Genomic DNA, 19,899 nt, shown 5'->3' on the forward strand with positions numbered 1-19,899 from the left:
CATGGCTAACTATTTTATTGATCGCCCGGTTTTTGCCTGGGTACTTGCCATTATTATGATGCTCGCGGGTGGGCTGGCGATCATGAACCTACCGGTTGCACAGTATCCGCAGATTGCGCCGCCGACCATCACCATCAGCGCTACCTATCCGGGGGCTGATGCGCAAACGGTAGAAGACTCGGTCACTCAAGTGATCGAACAAAATATGAATGGGCTGGATGGCCTGATGTATATGTCATCAACCAGCGATGCGGCAGGCAATGCTTCCATCACCCTGACCTTTGAAACGGGAACATCGCCCGATATTGCGCAGGTTCAGGTGCAGAATAAACTGCAACTCGCGATGCCTTCGTTACCAGAAGCGGTGCAGCAACAAGGGATCAGCGTTAATAAGTCGAGCAGCAACATCCTGATGGTAGCGGCGTTTATTTCTGATAACGGTAGTCTCAACCAATACGATATCGCGGACTATGTGGCTTCTAACCTCCAGGATCCACTAAGCCGTACCGCGGGCGTCGGTAGCGTGCAGCTCTTTGGGTCAGAGTACGCCATGCGTATCTGGCTGGACCCACAAAAACTCAATAAATACAGTCTCGTTCCTTCTGATGTTATTTCCCAAATCAAGGTACAGAACAACCAGATTTCCGGTGGTCAACTGGGGGGGATGCCACAGGCGGCAGACCAGCAACTGAACGCCTCAATCATTGTGCAGACGCGTCTACAAACGCCGGAAGAATTTGGCAAAATCCTGCTGAAAGTGCAGCAAGATGGTTCGCAAGTATTGCTGCGCGACGTTGCCCGCATCGAGTTGGGAGCAGAAGATTATTCCACTGTGGCGCGTTATAACGGCAAACCTGCTGCCGGGATTGCTATCAAGCTGGCTGCCGGAGCGAATGCCCTTGATACCTCGCGGGCGGTAAAAGCGGAGTTAAACCGATTATCAGCCTATTTCCCCGCCAGCCTGAAAACGGTTTACCCTTACGACACCACACCATTTATCAAAATTTCAATTCAGGAAGTTTTCAAAACGCTGGTTGAAGCTATCATCCTCGTCTTCCTGGTCATGTATCTGTTTTTACAAAATATTCGCGCTACGATTATCCCAACTATCGCCGTGCCGGTCGTTATTCTCGGCACATTTGCGATTTTGTCGGCGGTCGGTTTTACCATCAACACCCTCACCATGTTTGGGATGGTGTTAGCTATAGGGCTTTTGGTGGATGATGCCATCGTGGTGGTAGAAAACGTTGAACGCGTGATAGCGGAAGATAAACTGCCACCGAAAGAAGCGACGCATAAATCGATGGAGCAAATCCAGCGTGCGCTGGTCGGGATTGCCGTTGTTCTTTCTGCGGTATTTATGCCGATGGCCTTTATGAGCGGCGCAACCGGGGAAATTTATCGCCAGTTCTCCATTACGCTGATCTCCTCTATGTTGCTTTCGGTGTTTGTGGCAATGAGTCTGACCCCAGCCCTTTGCGCCACCATTTTGAAAGCCATACCGGAAGGCGGTCACAAACCGAACGCCTTGTTCGAACGCTTCAACCATCTGTTTGAGAAATCGACTCAGCACTATACCGACAGTACCCGCTCACTGTTGCGCTGCACTGGTCGCTATATGGTGGTATACCTGCTGATTTGTGCCGGGATGGCGGTGCTGTTCCTGCGTACACCGACCTCTTTCTTACCGGAAGAGGATCAGGGGGTATTTATGACCACGGCGCAGTTACCGTCAGGTTCCACAATGGTTAACACCACTAAAGTGCTGCAACAAGTAACCGATTACTATCTGACAAAAGAGAAAAATAATGTCCAGTCGGTGTTTACCGTTGGCGGCTTCGGCTTTAGCGGCCAGGGGCAAAACAACGGTCTGGCATTTATCAGCCTGAAACCGTGGTCTGAACGCGTCGGTGAGGAAAACTCGGTGACCGCAATCATTCAGCGGGCGATGGTGGCTCTGAGCAGTATCAATAAAGCGGTGATTTTCCCGTTCAACTTACCTGCGGTAGCGGAGCTGGGTACAGCATCAGGTTTTGATATGGAACTACTGGACAACGGCAACCTGGGGCACGAAAAGCTGACCCAGGCGAGAAACGAGCTGCTGTCACTGGCAGCACAATCGCCTGACCAGGTAACGGCGGTTCGCCCGAACGGCCTGGAAGATACGCCAATGTTCAAAGTGAACGTCAACGCCGCGAAAGCCGAAGCGATGGGCGTGGAGCTGTCTGATATCAACCAGACCCTCTCTACCGCCTTCGGCAGTAGCTACGTGAACGACTTCCTCAACCAGGGGCGTGTGAAAAAAGTGTATGTCCAGGCAGGAACACCGTTCCGTATGCTGCCGGACAACATCAACCAGTGGTATGTACGCAACGCCTCCGGCACGATGGCACCGCTTTCCGCTTATTCTTCAACAGAATGGACCTACGGTTCGCCGCGACTGGAACGCTACAACGGCATTCCGTCGATGGAGATTTTAGGGGAGGCCGCTGCTGGAAAAAGTACCGGTGACGCGATGAAGTTTATGGCAGAACTGGTGGCTAAACTTCCGGCGGGCGTCGGCTACTCCTGGACTGGGCTGTCGTATCAGGAAGCGTTATCGTCCAACCAGGCACCCGCGCTGTATGCCATTTCACTGGTCGTGGTGTTCCTCGCCCTCGCCGCGTTGTATGAAAGCTGGTCAATTCCATTCTCGGTGATGTTGGTTGTTCCGTTGGGCGTTATTGGCGCATTACTGGCAACTGACCTGCGCGGCCTGAGCAATGACGTCTACTTCCAGGTCGGTTTGCTGACCACCATCGGGCTTTCAGCCAAGAACGCCATCCTGATCGTCGAATTTGCGGTTGAGATGATGCAGAAAGAAGGGAAGACACCGGTAGAGGCGATTATCGAAGCGGCGCGGATGCGTTTACGCCCGATCCTGATGACCTCTCTGGCCTTTATTCTTGGCGTACTGCCACTGGTTATCAGTCATGGCGCAGGTTCCGGCGCACAAAATGCGGTCGGTACAGGCGTTATGGGGGGGATGTTTGCAGCAACCGTGCTGGCGATTTACTTCGTTCCCGTCTTTTTCGTCGTTGTGGAACATCTCTTTGCCCGCTTTAAAAAAGCGTAACGTATGAATGAGAGTAAGGCTGAACGTGAATGTTCTGCCTTACTCTTTCCTGACAACCATTCACTACTCAACAACCAGCTAACCATCAGGAATACCAGACTTAGCAAACAGCATTGAAAGTAGAAACCACTCCAGCCATTGGTCATCAACTTGAACAGTACGACACAAACCAGCATTCCCGTAATTATATGAATAATCAGCTTAATAACTCCAAACATGCTGCACCTTTTCCTCCTGAAAATACTAATATCCGTTTGCGAACTGCCAAAGAGAACTTGCCGGTGCCCCCGGCAAATATGGATGGGAAAAGATTTTTACATGAAGCGTAAAGCAGATCCTGACCGACTTTCGAATGATAGATGAAGTCAGGAAAAAGTCCCTGTTGACTGTTGCGCAAACTGGTGTGGTGTTACGCCATAATACTGGCGGAAAGTGTTAATAAAGTACGACGTACTGCTATAGCCACATTTTTCTGCGATCATCGGTAGCGGGAATTGTCGTAACTCGAGCAATTGTCTGGCCATCGACATTCGCGAGGCCAGTAATATTTTACTAAAGCAGGTGTTTTCATCCTGTAGCTTCTTTTTGATTAGGCTTTCACTGGTATACATCTTTTCTGCGATATCACGCAGGTACCAGCGTCTGGCAATATCAAAGCTAATAATGCGTTCAACTTTTCCTGCAATGGTACTAATGCTATTAAAAAGGAATGGAATCAGCTCTTTATTTCGTGAAAACATCGAAAGGCAGGAGAAATAGAGCATATTATTTAATGTCGTTGAAGCAATGTCCTCTTTAGTAAAACTATCGAATATTGCTGTAACCAACGGCATCGGTGGGGTCATGTTAACTAACAGCTTTTTTTTATTGTGCAATCCTAAACACCGGAACGGTGGACGGACATTGTGTAAGTAATGAGTAATTATTCGTTCATCAATATCCAGCCTGCGGACATTTGATTCATTAAAGTCAAAACTCTCCGCCATATTTTTTTCTATCAGTAGAATACTATCTTTATACAAAGATAGTTTTTGCTGCTCATGGTATATATCAAATGAGCGACAGGTGAGGATCACCGAACAAACATGTGCCATGACAAGCCCTTATATTCCATTACCACGAACATTACAATTTCAGTATACAAATGAAATGATGAATGATTCACTCCGTGAGCCAAAACTGCCAAAATTGGTAGGACCAAAAGCCAGCCATAGCGCAGTGTACATAACAGCTAATTACTAATAAGTAAATGCGTCAGCAATATATTTTAAGAAAGCGTATAGCTTATGTTTATAAAAAAATGGCTGATATTATCGACAATTAAAGTTATATTTTATTTACTGAGAGCACAAAGTTTCCCGTGTCAACAAGGAGCGTTATAACGGTTTATTAGTCTGGAGACGGCAGACTATCCTCTTCCCGGTCCCCTATGCCGGGTTTTTTTTATGTCTGAGTAAAGAATCAGAGTCTTATCCCTTCAGCATGGTGTTCAGAACTGTAAAAATTTCCCTGCCCAACAAAACTTGCTATCGGGTCACCATTCAGTATTCCCTGCGCTATTCGCTCCTGATACTCTGTCGGCGTCATACCATAATAGTTTCGAAAGACATAAATAAAATACGACGCACTGTTATAACCGCAGGATACGGCTACTCGTTTTATTGGAAAACCATGAACAACAATCAGTTGCAACGCCCGCTGCATTCTACATTCAGTCAGTAACTGTGAATACGATGTCTCTTCTTCACGCAATTTTTTCTTTAACAAACTCGGACTCACCAATAACTCACTGGCAATCTGTGCTAATGACCATTCATGAGCAATATTATTATTGATGACCGTGCAAACCCGCGTTCGCATATTCGGTCGCAAAATATTCATAAGCAGTGGTATAAACTGTTTATCTTCAAGAAAAATAGACAATAACGCAAATGTTAATGCTCTTTTACGTAATATCTCACCATAGCGGAGATCTTTATTTTGCGAAAGATGTACAACTTCCTGAAAAACAGGGATCTCTCTGGAACAATGATGAACAACTAACGAAGGAGCTTTTTTATAGGTATAAAGATTTAGCGTCTCCTCCTTGAGCATCGGGAGAAATAGTGAAAGTGTGTCCTTCGTGACTAATACGACGTTACCTACACACTTATCAATCAAGATCTGGCTTGCATCCGCAAAAACCACATCACCACCATTAAAGCAGCGATATTCACCATTCAACATAGTGAGAATAAATTTATGTTTTGCGTACGCAATTAAACAATTCCCATATTGTGATTGCATAGTTGACTTAATATAACATAAATATATTACTGATTATTAATGTAGCACACCGCTATCTTAAGTCAAATTTATTGGTAAATAAATTTAAACAATTTTGACAGGGGAATTGATTAAATGTGAAGGAAAATTGTGTAAGAGCATTGAATTTATAATAAAAAATCGAAAGTACCAACGTAAGGAGATTAATACAAAACAAATGATCTACTGGCGTCATTTTGTTTGATTTTAGAAAGATTTATATTAGATACAACTTAACAACGCCATGAATACAAAATCAATATAATATTAATATTGCGCTAATGAACGTATGCCCCGGTTTTCAAACCGGGGCAAAGATTATTATAACGCCCTGTTATCAGGTATGTTTAAAGCTGTTTTGATGAGCAATACCCTGCAGTTTCGGGTGATCGCTGAGGTATTTCAGGGAGGCCTTGTAGTCTTCCAGCAACAGTTCAGCGAAGTCCATTTCGAAGCCACGACGACACATAATACGCATCACCACGATGTCAGTGGCTTCACCGCCAAGGGTGAAGGCTGGAACCTGCCAGCCGCACAGGCGCAGACGTTCAGAGAGGTCATACAGGGTGTATCCCGGATCTTCCCCGTCTTTCAGTTTGAAGCAAACCGCCGGGATACCTTCGTCCGGGCGACCGGTGCAGATGAACTCATACGGTCCCAGTTTAGCGATTTCATCCGCCAGGTAAGTGGCGACCTGATAAGAGGCGTTCTGCACTTTGGTGTAGCCTTCACGACCGAGGCGCAGGAATTCATAGTACTGGGCAATCACCTGACCCGCCGGACGCGAGAAGTTGATGGCAAAAGTCCCGATTTGCCCACCGAGATAGTCAACGTTAAACACCAGCTCTTTCGGCAGTGCTTCTTCGTCACGCCAGATAACCCAGCCGCAGCCCAGCGGAGCCAGACCAAATTTATGACCAGAAGCACTGATCGATTTCACGCGTGGCAGGCGGAAGTCCCAGACGATATCCGGGGCGACGAACGGTGCCAGGAAGCCACCGCTGGCAGCGTCGATATGCATATCGATGTCGATACCGGTGTCGGCCTGGAACTTATCCAGCGCATCGTGCAGCGGTTGCGGAAACTCATAGTTACCGGTGTAGGTCACGCCGAAAGTCGGCACCACGCCGATGGTGTTTTCGTCGCAGGCCTCAATCATCCGTTTCGGATCCATAAACAACTGACTGGGGCGCATAGGGATCTCGCGCAATTCCACATCCCAGTAGCGGGCGAATTTATGCCAGCAGATTTGCACCGGACCGCACACCAGGTTTGGTTTATCGGTCGGTTTACCTGCGGCTTCCATACGCTTGCGCCAACGCCATTTCATCGCCATCCCGCCGAGCATACAGGCCTCGGAAGAACCAATGGTGTTGGTGCCAACGGCCTGACCGTTTTTCGGCGCAGGCGCGTGCCACAGATCAGCAACCATGTTTACGCAACGCAGGTCAATTGCTGCAGATTGCGGGTATTCTTCTTTGTCGATCCAGTTTTTATTTATCGACAAATCCATCAATTTATGGACATTTTCATCGTCCCAGGTCTGGCAGAAAGTCGCCAGATTCTGACGGGCGTTACCGTCGAGAAATAATTCATCATTGATAATCTGGAATGCGATGTCATCGCGTATTTCATGCAGCGGAAAACGTTTCGATTCCGCGATAGTGGAAATTGCCTTTGCGCCAAAACGTGAATCTAGTAGTTCTGAGCGGAAATCCGTTAACAACTTCTGATCCATTTCGAACTCCTTAAATTTATTTGAAGGCAATAAAAAAGTAGGATTTATCTGTAATAGACGCAAGGAGTTGCCGGTGTAATTTAAATAACAAAATCCTAAGAGTGAAATAACGTTATTTATATAATCAGTTATCGCTAATAATATTATATTTATAGCTTATTAAAACAAATGTATATTTTGGCATTTCTTTATTAATTTTTATTTTAATTACAAAAAAGTTGGTGACCTTCTGCATTGTTACACAGGTAGCCGCTACTCTTATTCGTAACAACAATGACATATCCTGATTTCTCAACAGATTACATGAATATTCCGAAAGTGAAGAATGACGGGAAACAACATATATAATATTCTCTTTGAATATTAGTGAGTTATATTTTTTCTCCATTAATAAACGTGATCTACCGCACGCTTTGTCGCCCACCAGGCGGAACGAATGACTACCCTTAAAGGAAAGCCCGATAATTAGCGACGAATTTCGGAGGTCGGATCCTTATGCTCAATCAGAAAATTCAAACCCCTAATCCAGACGAACTGACGATCGAAGTCGATCTCTGTTATGAGCTGGATCCGTATGAATTAAAACTGGATGAGATGCTCGAGGCAGAGCCAGAACCCGAAATGATTGAGGGATTGCCTGCCTCTGACGCGCTAACGCCTGCTGACCGCTATCTCGAACTGTTCGAACATGTTCAGTCGGCAAAAATTTTCCCCGACAGTAAAACCTTTCCCGATTGTGCGCCGAAAATGGACCCGCTGGATATATTAATCCGCTACCGTAAGGTTCGCCGCCACCGTGATTTTGACTTGCGCCGATTCGTTGAAAATCACTTCTGGTTACCGGAAGTCTACTCCAGCGAGTATGTATCGGACCCACAAAACTCACTAAAAGAGCATATCGACCAGCTATGGCCAGTGTTAACCCGCGAACCGCAAGATCACATCCCGTGGTCTTCTCTGCTGGCGCTGCCGCAGTCGTACATTGTCCCCGGAGGCCGTTTTAGCGAAACCTACTACTGGGATTCCTATTTCACCATGCTGGGGCTGGCGGAAAGCGGACGCGAAGATTTACTGAAATGCATGGCCGATAACTTCGCCTGGATGATCGAAAACTACGGCCACATCCCCAACGGCAACCGCACCTACTATTTGAGCCGCTCACAGCCACCGGTTTTCGCTCTGATGGTGGAGCTGTTTGAAGAAGATGGGGTACGCGGCGCACGCCGTTATCTTGATCATCTGAAAATGGAATATGCCTTCTGGATGGACGGTGCAGAATCGCTGATCCCCAATCAGGCCTATCGCCATGTCGTTAGGATGCCGGACGGTTCGCTGCTTAACCGCTACTGGGATGACCGTGACACACCGCGCGACGAATCCTGGCTTGAGGACGTAGAAACCGCAAAACATTCCGGTCGCCCCCCCAACGAAGTGTATCGCGATTTACGTGCGGGCGCGGCTTCTGGCTGGGATTACTCCTCCCGCTGGCTGCGTGACGCGGGTCGTCTGGCGAGTATTCGCACCACCCAGTTCATCCCCATCGACCTGAACGCTTTCCTGTTTAAACTGGAGAGTACCATCGCCAACATCTCGGCGCTGAAAGGTGATAGAGAGACAGAAGCGCTGTTTCGCCAAAAAGCCAGCGCCCGCCGCGATGCGGTAAACCGTTATCTCTGGGATGATGAAAACGGAATCTACCGCGATTACGACTGGCGGCGCGAACAACAGGCTCTCTTTTCCGCTGCGGCCATCGTGCCGTTATATGTCGGCATGGCAAACCACGAACAGGCCGATCGTCTGGCAAATGCCGTGCGAAGCCGTTTACTGACACCAGGCGGGATTCTGGCAAGCGAGTATGAAACCGGTGAGCAGTGGGATAAACCCAACGGCTGGGCACCGTTACAATGGATGACGATTCAGGGATTTAAAATGTACGGAGATGACCATCTGGGTGATGAGATCGCTCGTAGCTGGCTGAAGACGGTAAATCAGTTCTACCAGGAACACCACAAACTGATCGAGAAATACCATATTGCCGATGGTATCTCCCGCGAAGGCGGCGGCGGTGAATATCCGTTACAGGACGGGTTTGGCTGGACCAACGGTGTGGCACGCCGTTTAATTGGTTTATACGGCGAACCGTAATATTTTTTACAGCCAGCCGCTAATATCCTGCTGGCTGTAAAATTATCCTCTTCAGGAGGAGTAATGCCAGTCAGTTAAGCAACTGACTGGCTCTTTTTCGGGGCTGTGGGGGATTTCCAGGGCCTCTCCTTTACCACTCTCGGGAAGGCTCTTTCCCTTCTTGTCGGTAATTTCACAAGTTGTCCCATACTTGCAAGATCGCGCATCAGCTCCGGTATACGTCCCGGTGAAGCGCCCTGCAATGTCATCAGCATTCTCATCACCATTCCGCATGATTCTGAGAAACTCAGTTGATTCGGCCAGTAACCTTTCAGATGTTCTGCCATTTTAATCATCTGATATCTCACCAGATTATAAGCCAGTAAGACACCCCACAGCTCTTGCTCCACAAGCTCCGGCTTTTTACTTCTCAGCGTCAGCCTGCTCAGTTGCATCGTCTGTTTTATCTCCCTGTATCCCAGTTCGATTTCCCAGCGATGACTGTACAGATCCGCCATTTCTCCTCCGGGGAAGCGCATGGCGTCCGTCATCGACGTCAGCAGATGGCAGACTTTTCCTTTGCGCGTCACGGTCAGCAGGCGGGCTGTCACCTCATTTCCCAGCCCCGGCCACTTTTTTCGTGCCTGCGGGCTGGTTTTCAGCTTCACCAGATGATCGCCTTTACCCAGTTTTCTGATCTCTTCATATTGCGCTCCCTTTCTGAGAGGGATCATCCAGTGGCGGTGTTCTCCCGCCTGGCTCCAGGCATTTAACAGTCCCAGTGAGTAATAACCTTTATCCATTAACGTCAGGGTGTTATCGCCGGTTTGTTCTATAAGTTGCTCAGCAAGCTCATTTTCGCTGTTCTTCATCGTGCCGAAGGCTGCAGCCGTCAGCAGATGGCTGGTCAGTTCCATCTGGCAGACCATTTTGACCTGCGGGTAGAGCGCCGGGTTCCCGGCATGTGTCTGGCGGGGGAAGGCTGCATCGTTCTCTGGTGTATCCGGTGTGCGCCAGAACACACCATCGATGGCCAGCAGGGTCAGGCCGCACCAGTGCGGATGCGGCGTGGTGTTATGCCAGAGCTGCGCTGTTTTCGTGAACACGCGGCGGACAGCCTCACTTCCCAGACGCTGGCGGGCCTGAATAACGGCACTGGGGGCAACGAAGGGGCGATTGCCCGGTAGTATGATGTCCAGGCGATTCACAATCTGGTGAAGAGGTTCTTTACGCTCAAGCGCCATGCCAACAATACACCAGACCATCATTTCGAGGGGAAGACGGCGCTTGCGTAGCGTTACAGTACCTGATTCGGCAAGGCAACGAGAGATGAGTTCGGGGTCGAGGTAATCCCCCAGAGAAGTCAGTGGGTTACGCAGAGAATCGTAACGGGATACCAAATCAAGGGCCTGTCCAATGAGCATAAAAAAATCCGGAAACGAGTGAGCGTTTCCGGATTCTTACACAGCCACTGGATCGGTCAACTGATCCTTAACTGATCGGCATTACTTCAGGAGGAGATATTTAACATCATTGCCGCCTGGGTTCGGTTTTTCACTTCCAGACGTCGATAAAGCGATTCCAGATGCGCCTTTACCGTTCCGGTGCTGATATTTAACGCCCGGCCAATCTCTTTATTCGATTCGCCTGCCGCCAGCATGGTTAAAATTTCCCGCTGGCGGGCGCTTAATGATGCGAGATCTTTCGACTCTTTTTCCGGCGCTGTTCGCCAGTCGCCGGGCAGGAACATCATGCCCATCACCGCACTATTTACCGCCAATACGAACGTCTCAACGGTTGAATCACGCGGCACAATGGCCATCACATTAAAGTGGATAACCTCCTGCAACCATCGTTTGTTGCAATCCGTCGCCGTGATTAACACTTTAATATCAGGAAATTGCACCACGGTTTTTTGCAATAACCACTGGCAAAATTCACCGTCTTGATCGCCATCCAACATCACTAAGGCTTCGGGATAGCTTTCAAGTTTTTGCCATAGCTCATCTGCCTGACTGACGCCCTGAATACCTACCCCCGGAATACGCTGTTGTAAACTGATTTTCATTCCATGAATAAATATTGACTGCCTGTCAAACATGATTATTTGCATTACTGAATCTCCACCTGAATACGTTAAAAAGACTTAAGTAGTGGAAGGGTATTACCCGAGAGACAAAATAAGAATTCGCCATTTGGCGGTGGCCATTCTACAGAGATGAAACGTAGAAAATAGTTACCGATATAAATAGTTACAGCTAAATGCCCGAAATTACATGTCGAGGGCACTATTTAAAAAATTCTTAAGGAATTCCTTATATTTTGCACCGCATTCAGGCAAGTAAAGTAGATTTATCGCTCGTTTTAATAACGTCTACGGTTAAAGAAAATGATTAGATTGCGCACTAATCCGCAATACGCTGTTTGTGCATTTTATGAAATGAGTCAAAATTATGACCTTCTGCTGGTTATTTCTCTATTCAGGGAACGCTAATCCACCCTTTATTCTCTAAAATATCCTCACTTTCTGCGTTGCACCGTTGTGAAATCATGCATTAGATGTTAGAAAAAACAATAAATAATGCGATATGCGCGTTACTGTTTCGCTGTGAACAACAATCGGTCAAAGAAATGGATAAAATTCACGCAATGCAGTTGTTCATCAAAGTCGCGGAGCTGGAAAGTTTTTCCCGCGCGGCAGATTTCTTTGCTCTGCCGAAAGGTAGCGTCTCGCGTCAAATCCAGGCACTGGAAAACCAGCTTGGCACCCAGCTCCTCCAGCGTACCACGCGGCGGGTACAACTGACGCCGGATGGTATGACCTATTATCAACGGGCGAAAGATGTGTTGAGTAATCTCAACGAACTGGACGGCCTGTTTTTGCAGGATACCACCAGCATCAGCGGTAAATTGCGCGTCGATATCCCGGTCGGAATGGCGAAAAATTTGTTGCTGCCGCGGTTACCCGATTTTCTGTATCAGTATCCGGGTATTGAACTCGAATTAAGCAGCAGCGACCGTCAGGTAGATATTCTTCATGATGGCTTTGATTGTGTGGTTCGCACAGGTACGTTACCCGACGATGGACTCATCACCCGTCCACTCGGCAAACTGACGATGGTCAACTGTGCCAGTCCGCACTATCTGACGCGCTTTGGTTATCCGCAAAATCCCGACGATCTGACTTCACACGCGGTAGTGCATTACACGCCACATCTGGGCGTGCACCCATTGGGTTTTGAGGTTGCCAGTGGTCATGGCGTCCAGTGGTTTAAGTCCGGCGGCATGTTGACGGTAAACAGTAGCGAAACCTATCTCGCCGCCGGTCTGGCGGGGCTGGGGATTATTCAGATCCCCCGTATCGCCGTGCGCGAAGCCCTGCGCGCCGGACGGCTTATTGAAGTGTTGCCCAGCTATCGCGCCGCTCCACTCTCCATTTCCCTGGTTTACCCTCAGCGTCGGGAGCTTTCCCGCCGTGTAAACCTGTTTATGCAGTGGGTTGCAGGCGTAATGAAAGAGCACCTGGACTGACCGACTATACTTTTTAAGACAGACAACGACTGAAGGACTAAAGAGCGGATGACGCAGGAAAACGAGATCAAACGTCCCACCCAAGATCTGGAGCATGAGCCGATTAAGCATCTGGATAATAGCGATAAAGGCGGCAAAGTCAGCCAGGTGCTGGAAACTGTCACCACCACCGCCGAAAAAGTCCAACGCCAACCGATCATCGCGCACCTGATTCGCGCGACTGAACGCTTTAACGATCGACTGGGTAATCAGTTTGGCGCAGCGATCACCTATTTCTCGTTTTTGTCGATGATCCCGATTTTGATGGTGTCGTTTGCTGCTGGGGGTTTTGTGCTGGCTTCGCATCCGATGCTGTTACAGGATATCTTCGACAAAATTCTGCAAAACATCAGCGATCCAACGCTTGCCGCCACGTTGAAAAACACCATCAACACCGCTGTTCAGCAGCGTACTACCGTAGGTCTTGTTGGCCTGGCGGTGGCACTTTATTCCGGCATCAACTGGATGGGCAATTTACGTGAAGCGATTCGCGCCCAGTCGCGTGATGTCTGGGAACGTTCGCCGCAAGATCAAGAAAAATTCTGGGTTAAATATCTGCGTGATTTTATTTCGCTGATTGGCTTGTTGATTGCGCTGATTGTGACGCTCTCAATCACCTCCGTTGCCGGTTCTGCGCAGCAAATGATTATTAGCGCATTACACCTTAATAGCATTGAGTGGCTGAAACCGACGTGGCGATTGATTGGCCTGGCGATTTCCATCTTCGCCAACTATCTGCTTTTCTTCTGGATCTTCTGGCGGCTGCCGCGTCACCGCCCACGGAAAAAGGCGCTAATTCGCGGGACATTCATCGCAGCTATTGGTTTTGAAGTGATTAAAATTGTGATGACCTACACCCTGCCATCGCTGATGAAATCCCCCTCCGGCGCAGCCTTTGGTTCCGTGCTGGGGCTGATGGCATTTTTCTACTTCTTCGCCCGTCTGACGCTGTTTTGCGCGGCGTGGATTGCCACCGCCGAGTACAAAGATGACCCGCGAATGCCGGGTAAAACACAACATTAAAATATGCCGGATGCGGCGCAAACGCTTTATCCGACCTACGAATTTATTCGGTCTGGTTCCCCCCTGGCCGGGTAAGATGCTCCAGCATCGCATCCGGCTATAACGCGCACATAACCTCCTGAAACTCTTCCCCCTGCGCCTCTTCAGTATCGCTTCAGGAGCAAACAATTTCATGCCAACTCATAAGCTCAGCATATAAATCCAGTTGGTAACTTTTATTTAACCTAAAACCAGTTTTATCGACTATTTATGAAATTATGTGAAGAATTTCATAGAAGAAAAATCACCAGCCTAAACATTATCCCCTTTTTGCCTGGTTTTTAGTCGTTTTCGTGGTTTGTTACACATTGAAATATCACTTTTGCTGTGCGTAATATGGCTATTCGTTAGACAAAAAATAAGAAAAGATTATGCAAGCAACAGCCACAACACTCGACAACGAGCAAGAATACACGCCGATCAACTCGCGTAATAAAGTCCTTGTCGCCTCCCTCACTGGCACGGCCATTGAGTTTTTCGACTTCTACATTTACGCCACTGCGGCCGTTATTGTATTCCCGCATATCTTCTTCCCGCAGGGCGATCCGGCGGCGGCGACACTACAGTCGCTCGCGACCTTCGCTATCGCTTTCGTCGCGCGCCCCATCGGCTCTGCCGTGTTTGGTCATTTTGGCGATCGCGTTGGGCGTAAAGCGACGCTGGTCGCCTCTTTGCTAACGATGGGAATTTCGACGGTAGTCATCGGCCTGCTGCCTGGCTACGCAACGATTGGTATTTTCGCCCCGCTGCTGCTGGCGCTGGCTCGATTTGGTCAGGGCCTGGGATTAGGCGGTGAATGGGGCGGCGCAGCGCTGCTGGCGACCGAAAATGCGCCGCCGCGTAAACGTGCGCTGTATGGCTCCTTCCCGCAGTTGGGCGCACCGATTGGCTTCTTCTTTGCCAACGGCACTTTCCTGCTGCTTTCCTGGCTGCTAACCGACGAGCAGTTTATGAGCTGGGGCTGGCGCGTGCCGTTTATCTTCTCGGCGGTGCTGGTGATTATCGGCCTGTATGTTCGCGTGTCGCTGCATGAGTCGCCGGTGTTTGAGAAAGTCGCTAAAGCGAAAAAGCAGGTGAAGATCCCGCTGGGTACGCTGCTGACCAAACACGTACGCGTTACGGTACTCGGCACCTTTATCATGCTGGCGACCTATACGCTGTTTTACATCATGACCGTCTATTCAATGACCTTCAGTACCGCCGCCGCGCCAGTCGGGCTTGGCCTGCCGCGCAATGAAGTGCTGTGGATGCTGATGATGGCAGTAATCGGTTTTGGCGTGATGGTGCCGGTAGCCGGATTGCTGGCTGATGCCTTTGGTCGTCGTAAAAGCATGGTAATCATCACCACACTGATCATCCTGTTCGCACTGTTCGCCTTTAACCCACTGCTCGGTTCTGGCAACCCGATTCTGGTTTTTGCCTTCCTGCTGCTGGGGTTAAGTCTGATGGGGCTGACCTTCGGGCCAATGGGCGCGCTGTTGCCAGAGCTGTTCCCAACGGAAGTGCGTTACACCGGAGCATCATTCTCTTACAACGTATCGTCGATTCTCGGGGCTTCCGTTGCACCGTATATCGCGGCCTGGCTGCAGACTCACTACGGGTTAGGTGCGGTAGGGTTATATCTGGCGGCGATGGCCGGCTTGACGCTAATCGCTCTGCTGCTGACGCATGAGACGCGACATCAGTCGTTGTAATAAGAGTGAAAAGCCTGATGCGCTACGCTTATCAGGCCTGAATTTCCATACAATGTATTGAATTCGCAAGGATTAGTAGGCCGGATAAGGCGTTCACGCCGCATCCGGCATGAACAAAGCACACTTTGCCAACAATCTAAATCTGTTTAATTGCCGGATGCCAGACATCCGGCAATTATCATCACTTCTTCATCTGCGACAAAATCATCCGGCACTGATTAGCTTCATCTTCTGAAGGTGATATCAACGCCAGTAATGCCGCCGCAGGTGTCACCAGCGTTGCCAGTGCTGCCGCAACAGCACCACGGGCAATCAACGGCCCTGCTTTCACCCCTGCCTGCGGATTTTTGAACGTTCCGCGGACATACAGCGGCGAACGCAGCGTGATAATCCGAATACCTTTGCTCTCTGGATCGACAGTTAAATCCAGTTGCTCCGAAGCAAAACTTGCCGTGCCGGTAACATTAATCAACGCATTCTCAGTATCGAAAGCAAAAATCTGCGGACGCGCCACGCCGTTGGCAATATCCAGATTCGCCGCCGCGCAGTTCACCCGCACCTCGTCATCACCAAAAATCGCACCGACAATGTAGTTACCGACGTTCAAGCCGACAATCTCCATCAGGTTACGGCTCACCAGCCCGTCATTCATCAACAGTTTCAGGTTGCCATTACTATTTCCCAGCAGCGCCGCCACCGAGTTGCCGCTACCGCGCAGTTCAGCATCGCCGTTCATTTCACCCAGTGTTTTCTGCATCAGCGCCACATCCGGCATCAACGCTTTCAGTTTCATCCGACGAGCCTGAATATCCGCCCGACCCTGCATCGGTTTTTTATCCCCTTCCAGATGAATGTTCGCCGCAATACTGCCGCCCGCCATGCCAAATTTCAGCGGTTGCAGGCGCAGGTCGGCGTTTTTGAGGATGATATGGGTAGAAAGATCGCTAATCGGCAGACTGCTGCCATGCTCAATGCGCCGACCTTTAAAACGGACATCGGCATCCATCGCATCCCATTTATCGGTTTCGAAGCGGTCATATGGCAGCACTTTGCCCGCAGGCTGAACATTCTTTTCGCCCTTCTTCTGTTCAGACCGTTTCGACTTTTCCGCACCTTTCCCGGAATCAACGCCAATCAACGGCCCCAGATCTGCCAGCCGTAACTGCCGCGACTCGACGTCACCTTCCAGTTTTGGTCGTGGTTTGCCGGTGGTGTAGACCAGAGAACCGTGAATATCGCTATCACCAATGCGCCCGTTAAAGCCGCGATAATCAAAGACCGACGATTTTTCAGTGTCGATTTTCGCTACCAGTCGGCCATCGGTTTCAAACGGCGGCGTATCGGGCAACAGAACGCCGGTCAGTTCGTAGAGATCACCCAGCGAATCGCCAGAAAATTTAAGCCGTAAATCGACGCCGCCCATTTTCATTGGGTCATTCACCACGCCATCAAAAGCGACACGGGTGTTACCGGAGCGAAAATCAGCCTGTACCGGAAACGGTGTCCCTTCACCACGCAGCGCTAGCATACCGCCAATTTTACCCGTCCCCATGAGTGGTTCGCCGTTATAGCGCCCTTGTGCTTTCAGGCCAAAAACGTAATCGCCCACCTTTTCTTGATCCGTTTTACCTTTCGATCCGGTCACTTCGCTGAACGGCAACGGCTTGCCTAACGGATCAACAAAAATCTCCAGATCCGCTTTGCTTACTTTGTCATCAATAGCGATCCGCCCTTGATCGAACAGAATATTATCCAGCCGAAACGACCACGCCGACGGTTTTGCATTCGCGTCTTTGTTGTCATCGTTGCCGAGGTTGAACGTCCAGTTGTTGTTCTTTTCAGAGAGGCGAATCAGGCGCGCATCAGGCTTTTCCAGCTTGATCCACGGCAACCAGACCGTTTTGGTCAGCAGCGCCAGCGGAGCCAGCGTTGCTTCTACGCGCGGCAAATGCACCATCGTTACTTCGGGAATATCCGGCGGGTTGCCGAGAATGATGTCTTCTGCGTGCACATGAGGCCACGGCACCCAGCTACGCCAGCCGGTTTCTTGTTTTTGCCGCTCCCACACCACGCCCAGATCGCCACGAATAGCGAAGGGGCGATTCAATTCCGCAGAGACTTTCTGGTTGATGGTCGGTTTGAGACGATTCCAGTCAAAAGTCGCAATCAAAATGATCGCCACGACGACCAACAACAAGAAAGCCCCTGAAATCGCAGCGGTTATTTTGCCTACCTTGCTCATAGTTCGCTTCCTCATGTTCTTCCTGTGCCAGTCCTAAAGATAGTCCAGCCAGGCGAAAAATGAGGCGGCTTACAGAGCCAGCGCCACTGAATCCAGCGTTTCTATCGGCGCAGGGCGCGAAAGAAACCAGCCTTGTGCAGCGAATGCGGGAGAATTTTGCACATCGCCCCATTCTTCCTCAGTCTCGACACCTTCGACAATCACGCCGCGGCAGTAGCGGTTCATCAAATGCAAAAGCTGGGAAAAGAGCGTGCGCCCTTCCGGCGACTGGCGCAGCATCACAAACAACTCGCGAGCGATTTTGATGTAGTCATAACGCACTTCACTTAGCGCAGAAAAGTTTGCCATCCCGGTGCCAAAATCATCCAGCCACAGCGGGCCAAATTCGCACATTGAGGCAAACGTTGAATCTTTCGGCAGGCGGATGTGTTCCACCAGTTCAAAACGCAGCCAGGGAAGACGGTCAATCTGGCGTAAAATCTCCGGCCGCTGACGCAGGGCGAGAAGTGTAGGACCATCAATATTAACCGATGCCAGCAGACCGTGCTCAGCAAAGAACGCGGCTTTTTTCGCTAGTAAATCAATCTGTTCTTTCACCACATCCATCCGATGCCTGACGGTGATTTCGGCAAAATAACGATCTGGCGGCAGTCGTTGCAAAGGATTATCGGGATGCGTGACAACCGTTAAAAGCTCCACGGCCATCAATCGCCCGGAAGTCTGGTAAATCGGCTGCCAGGTGTAAGCTCGCTCACATTGCAACCAAAAACGCCGTTCCTGCAAGCTCTCGATGCTTGCTTCAGGGTTGCTTATTCGCTGGATAACCTGCCTTATCATCGAAGATGTCCTGTGTTTAAAAGTGATACTGGCCGGACTCGACAAATATTATCGGCGCGCTACGGCAGAACTTTACCGCCAGAGAGGAGTTAATTTGCCCGCGCAACGACGGAATTTCTCAGGAATACGTTCTGGCTCAAAAAAATAATGGAACAGTGTTTTAATATAGTTGACCAACAAACCACCGCAGCGCAAACTAACGCTAATTTTTTACAGATCAGGTTCACGACTATGTCCAAAAAGATTGCCGTGATTGGCGAATGCATGATTGAGCTTTCCGAGAAAGGCGCAGACGTTAAGCGCGGTTTCGGCGGCGATACCCTGAACACTTCCGTCTACATCGCTCGTCAGGTCGATCCTGCGGCATTAACCGTTCATTACGTAACGGCGCTGGGAACGGACAGTTTTAGTCAGCAGATGCTGGACGCCTGGCACGGAGAGAACGTCGATACTTCCCTGACCCAACGGATGGAAAACCGTCTGCCGGGTCTTTATTACATTGAAACCGACAGCACCGGCGAACGGACTTTCTACTACTGGCGTAACGAAGCCGCGGCCAAATTCTGGCTGGAGAGCGAGCAATCGGCGGCGATTTGTGCAGAACTGGCGAATTTTGATTATCTCTATCTGAGCGGCATTAGCCTGGCGATCTTAAGCCCCACCAGTCGCGAAAAACTGCTTTCTCTGCTGCGCGAATGCCGCGCCAATGGCGGGAAAGTAATTTTCGACAATAACTACCGTCCACGCCTGTGGGCCAGCAAAGAAGAGACGCAGCAGGTCTACCAGCAAATGCTGGAATGCACGGACATCGCTTTCCTGACGCTGGATGATGAAGATGCGCTGTGGGGTCAACAGCCGGTGGAAGACGTCATTGCGCGTACCCATAACGCGGGCGTGAAAGAAGTGGTGGTGAAACGCGGCGCAGATTCTTGCCTGGTGTCCATTGTGGGCGAAGGGTTAGTGGACGTTCCGGCAGTAAAACTGCCGAAAGAAAAAGTGATCGATACCACCGCTGCGGGCGACTCTTTCAGCGCCGGTTATTTGGCGGTACGCCTTACCGGCGGCAGTGCAGAAGAAGCGGCAAAACGCGGGCATTTGACTGCCAGCACCGTGATTCAGTATCGCGGCGCGATTATCCCGCGTGAGGCGATGCCAGCGTAATGGTTTTTGGCGGAGAACGGGCAGATATTCGTTCTCCGTTAATAGTTTCGGC

The 19,899-nt window shown here is 49.7% G+C and carries 14 protein-coding genes; 7 read left to right on the forward strand and 7 right to left on the reverse strand.

The annotated features are described in order from the left end of the window. Nucleotide 1: 1 nt before the first annotated feature. Together mdtF and C1192_RS25170 are read left to right on the forward strand one after the other, a co-directional pair. Entirely contained in the window at nt 2-3,115 is a 3,114-nt protein-coding gene (mdtF, locus tag C1192_RS15530; RefSeq protein WP_038354370.1) for a multidrug efflux pump RND permease MdtF, read from the forward strand. A gap of 113 nt (nt 3,116-3,228) precedes the next feature. After that, a complete protein-coding gene (locus C1192_RS25170; RefSeq protein WP_032141470.1) occupies nt 3,229-3,444 on the forward strand; it encodes a hypothetical protein in 216 nt (71 codons plus the stop codon). A gap of 36 nt (nt 3,445-3,480) precedes the next feature. Here the strand turns inward: C1192_RS25170 and gadW are convergent, their stop codons facing one another. The 3 genes from gadW to gad all read right to left on the reverse strand — a co-directional run bounded on the left by gadW (nt 3,481) and on the right by gad (nt 7,157). Next, nucleotides 3,481-4,209 carry an acid resistance transcriptional activator GadW gene (gadW, locus tag C1192_RS15540; RefSeq protein WP_000951549.1) on the reverse strand — a complete coding sequence of 243 codons (729 nt, stop codon included), beginning with the start codon at nt 4,207-4,209 and terminating at the stop codon, nt 3,481-3,483. Nucleotides 4,210-4,576: 367 nt separating this feature from the next. Further along, a complete protein-coding gene (gadX, locus tag C1192_RS15545; protein ID WP_038354371.1) occupies nt 4,577-5,401 on the reverse strand; it encodes a DNA-binding transcriptional regulator GadX in 825 nt (274 codons plus the stop codon). A 355-nt stretch (nt 5,402-5,756) separates the two neighbouring features. Beyond that, on the reverse strand, nt 5,757-7,157 hold the full coding sequence (gene gad, locus C1192_RS15550; protein ID WP_103194808.1) for a glutamate decarboxylase: 1,401 nt from the start codon (nt 7,155-7,157) through the stop codon (nt 5,757-5,759). A 495-nt stretch (nt 7,158-7,652) separates the two neighbouring features. Between gad and C1192_RS15555 the strand changes: the two genes are divergently transcribed. Beyond that, nucleotides 7,653-9,302, forward strand: a complete 1,650-nt coding sequence (locus C1192_RS15555) for an alpha,alpha-trehalase (RefSeq protein WP_038354864.1) — start codon at nt 7,653-7,655, stop codon at nt 9,300-9,302. Between the two features lie 74 nt (nt 9,303-9,376). On the opposite strand, the gene C1192_RS15560 is transcribed toward C1192_RS15555, so the two are convergent. Next, nucleotides 9,377-10,705, reverse strand: a complete 1,329-nt coding sequence (locus C1192_RS15560; protein ID WP_103194809.1) for an IS4-like element IS4 family transposase — start codon at nt 10,703-10,705, stop codon at nt 9,377-9,379. Nucleotides 10,706-10,791: 86 nt separating this feature from the next. Next, a complete protein-coding gene (locus tag C1192_RS15565) occupies nt 10,792-11,394 on the reverse strand; it encodes a helix-turn-helix transcriptional regulator (RefSeq protein WP_038354766.1) in 603 nt (200 codons plus the stop codon). 518 nt (nt 11,395-11,912) lie between these two features. On the opposite strand from C1192_RS15565, the gene C1192_RS15570 reads away from it, so the two are divergent. The 3 genes from C1192_RS15570 to C1192_RS15580 all read left to right on the forward strand — a co-directional run bounded on the left by C1192_RS15570 (nt 11,913) and on the right by C1192_RS15580 (nt 15,607). Beyond that, a complete protein-coding gene (locus C1192_RS15570; protein WP_032159445.1) occupies nt 11,913-12,812 on the forward strand; it encodes a LysR family transcriptional regulator in 900 nt (299 codons plus the stop codon). A 48-nt stretch (nt 12,813-12,860) separates the two neighbouring features. Then, nucleotides 12,861-13,874 (forward strand): inner membrane protein YhjD, encoded by a 1,014-nt coding sequence (gene yhjD, locus C1192_RS15575; protein ID WP_000191245.1) that lies wholly within the window; start codon nt 12,861-12,863, stop codon nt 13,872-13,874. A 410-nt stretch (nt 13,875-14,284) separates the two neighbouring features. After that, on the forward strand, nt 14,285-15,607 hold the full coding sequence (locus C1192_RS15580) for an MFS transporter (RefSeq protein WP_038354765.1): 1,323 nt from the start codon (nt 14,285-14,287) through the stop codon (nt 15,605-15,607). 181 nt (nt 15,608-15,788) lie between these two features. Here the strand turns inward: C1192_RS15580 and C1192_RS15585 are convergent, their stop codons facing one another. Continuing rightward, entirely contained in the window at nt 15,789-17,849 is a 2,061-nt protein-coding gene (locus C1192_RS15585; RefSeq protein WP_038354764.1) for an AsmA family protein, read from the reverse strand. A gap of 69 nt (nt 17,850-17,918) precedes the next feature. After that, complete coding sequence (gene pdeH, locus C1192_RS15590; protein WP_000621117.1) at nt 17,919-18,686, reverse strand: cyclic-guanylate-specific phosphodiesterase; 768 nt, start codon at nt 18,684-18,686, stop codon at nt 17,919-17,921. Between the two features lie 231 nt (nt 18,687-18,917). Between pdeH and kdgK the strand changes: the two genes are divergently transcribed. Beyond that, the gene (gene kdgK, locus C1192_RS15600) at nt 18,918-19,847 is read left to right on the forward strand and encodes a 2-dehydro-3-deoxygluconokinase (RefSeq protein ID WP_001517301.1); all 930 of its coding nucleotides are present in this window, start codon (nt 18,918-18,920) and stop codon (nt 19,845-19,847) included. The last annotated feature ends 52 nt before the right edge of the window (nt 19,848-19,899 follow it).

It is taken from the genome of Escherichia marmotae (assembly GCF_002900365.1).
In the GTDB taxonomy this organism is placed as follows: domain Bacteria; phylum Pseudomonadota; class Gammaproteobacteria; order Enterobacterales; family Enterobacteriaceae; genus Escherichia; species Escherichia marmotae.

Excerpts from the sequence above, each read along its gene's own strand:
- mdtF (WP_038354370.1), top strand. The coding sequence starts at position 2 with ATGGCTAACTATTTTATTGATCGCCCGGTTTTTGCCTGGGTACTTGCC.
- yhjD (WP_000191245.1), top strand. The coding sequence starts at position 12,861 with ATGACGCAGGAAAACGAGATCAAACGTCCCACCCAAGATCTGGAGCAT.
- gadW (WP_000951549.1), bottom strand. The coding sequence starts at position 4,209 with ATGGCACATGTTTGTTCGGTGATCCTCACCTGTCGCTCATTTGATATA.
- gad (WP_103194808.1), bottom strand. The coding sequence starts at position 7,157 with ATGGATCAGAAGTTGTTAACGGATTTCCGCTCAGAACTACTAGATTCA.
- C1192_RS15555 (WP_038354864.1), top strand. The coding sequence starts at position 7,653 with ATGCTCAATCAGAAAATTCAAACCCCTAATCCAGACGAACTGACGATC.
- kdgK (WP_001517301.1), top strand. The coding sequence starts at position 18,918 with ATGTCCAAAAAGATTGCCGTGATTGGCGAATGCATGATTGAGCTTTCC.
- C1192_RS15565 (WP_038354766.1), bottom strand. The coding sequence starts at position 11,394 with ATGCAAATAATCATGTTTGACAGGCAGTCAATATTTATTCATGGAATG.
- C1192_RS15585 (WP_038354764.1), bottom strand. The coding sequence starts at position 17,849 with ATGAGCAAGGTAGGCAAAATAACCGCTGCGATTTCAGGGGCTTTCTTG.
- C1192_RS15560 (WP_103194809.1), bottom strand. The coding sequence starts at position 10,705 with ATGCTCATTGGACAGGCCCTTGATTTGGTATCCCGTTACGATTCTCTG.
- pdeH (WP_000621117.1), bottom strand. The coding sequence starts at position 18,686 with ATGATAAGGCAGGTTATCCAGCGAATAAGCAACCCTGAAGCAAGCATC.
- C1192_RS15570 (WP_032159445.1), top strand. The coding sequence starts at position 11,913 with ATGGATAAAATTCACGCAATGCAGTTGTTCATCAAAGTCGCGGAGCTG.
- gadX (WP_038354371.1), bottom strand. The coding sequence starts at position 5,401 with ATGCAATCACAATATGGGAATTGTTTAATTGCGTACGCAAAACATAAA.
- C1192_RS15580 (WP_038354765.1), top strand. The coding sequence starts at position 14,285 with ATGCAAGCAACAGCCACAACACTCGACAACGAGCAAGAATACACGCCG.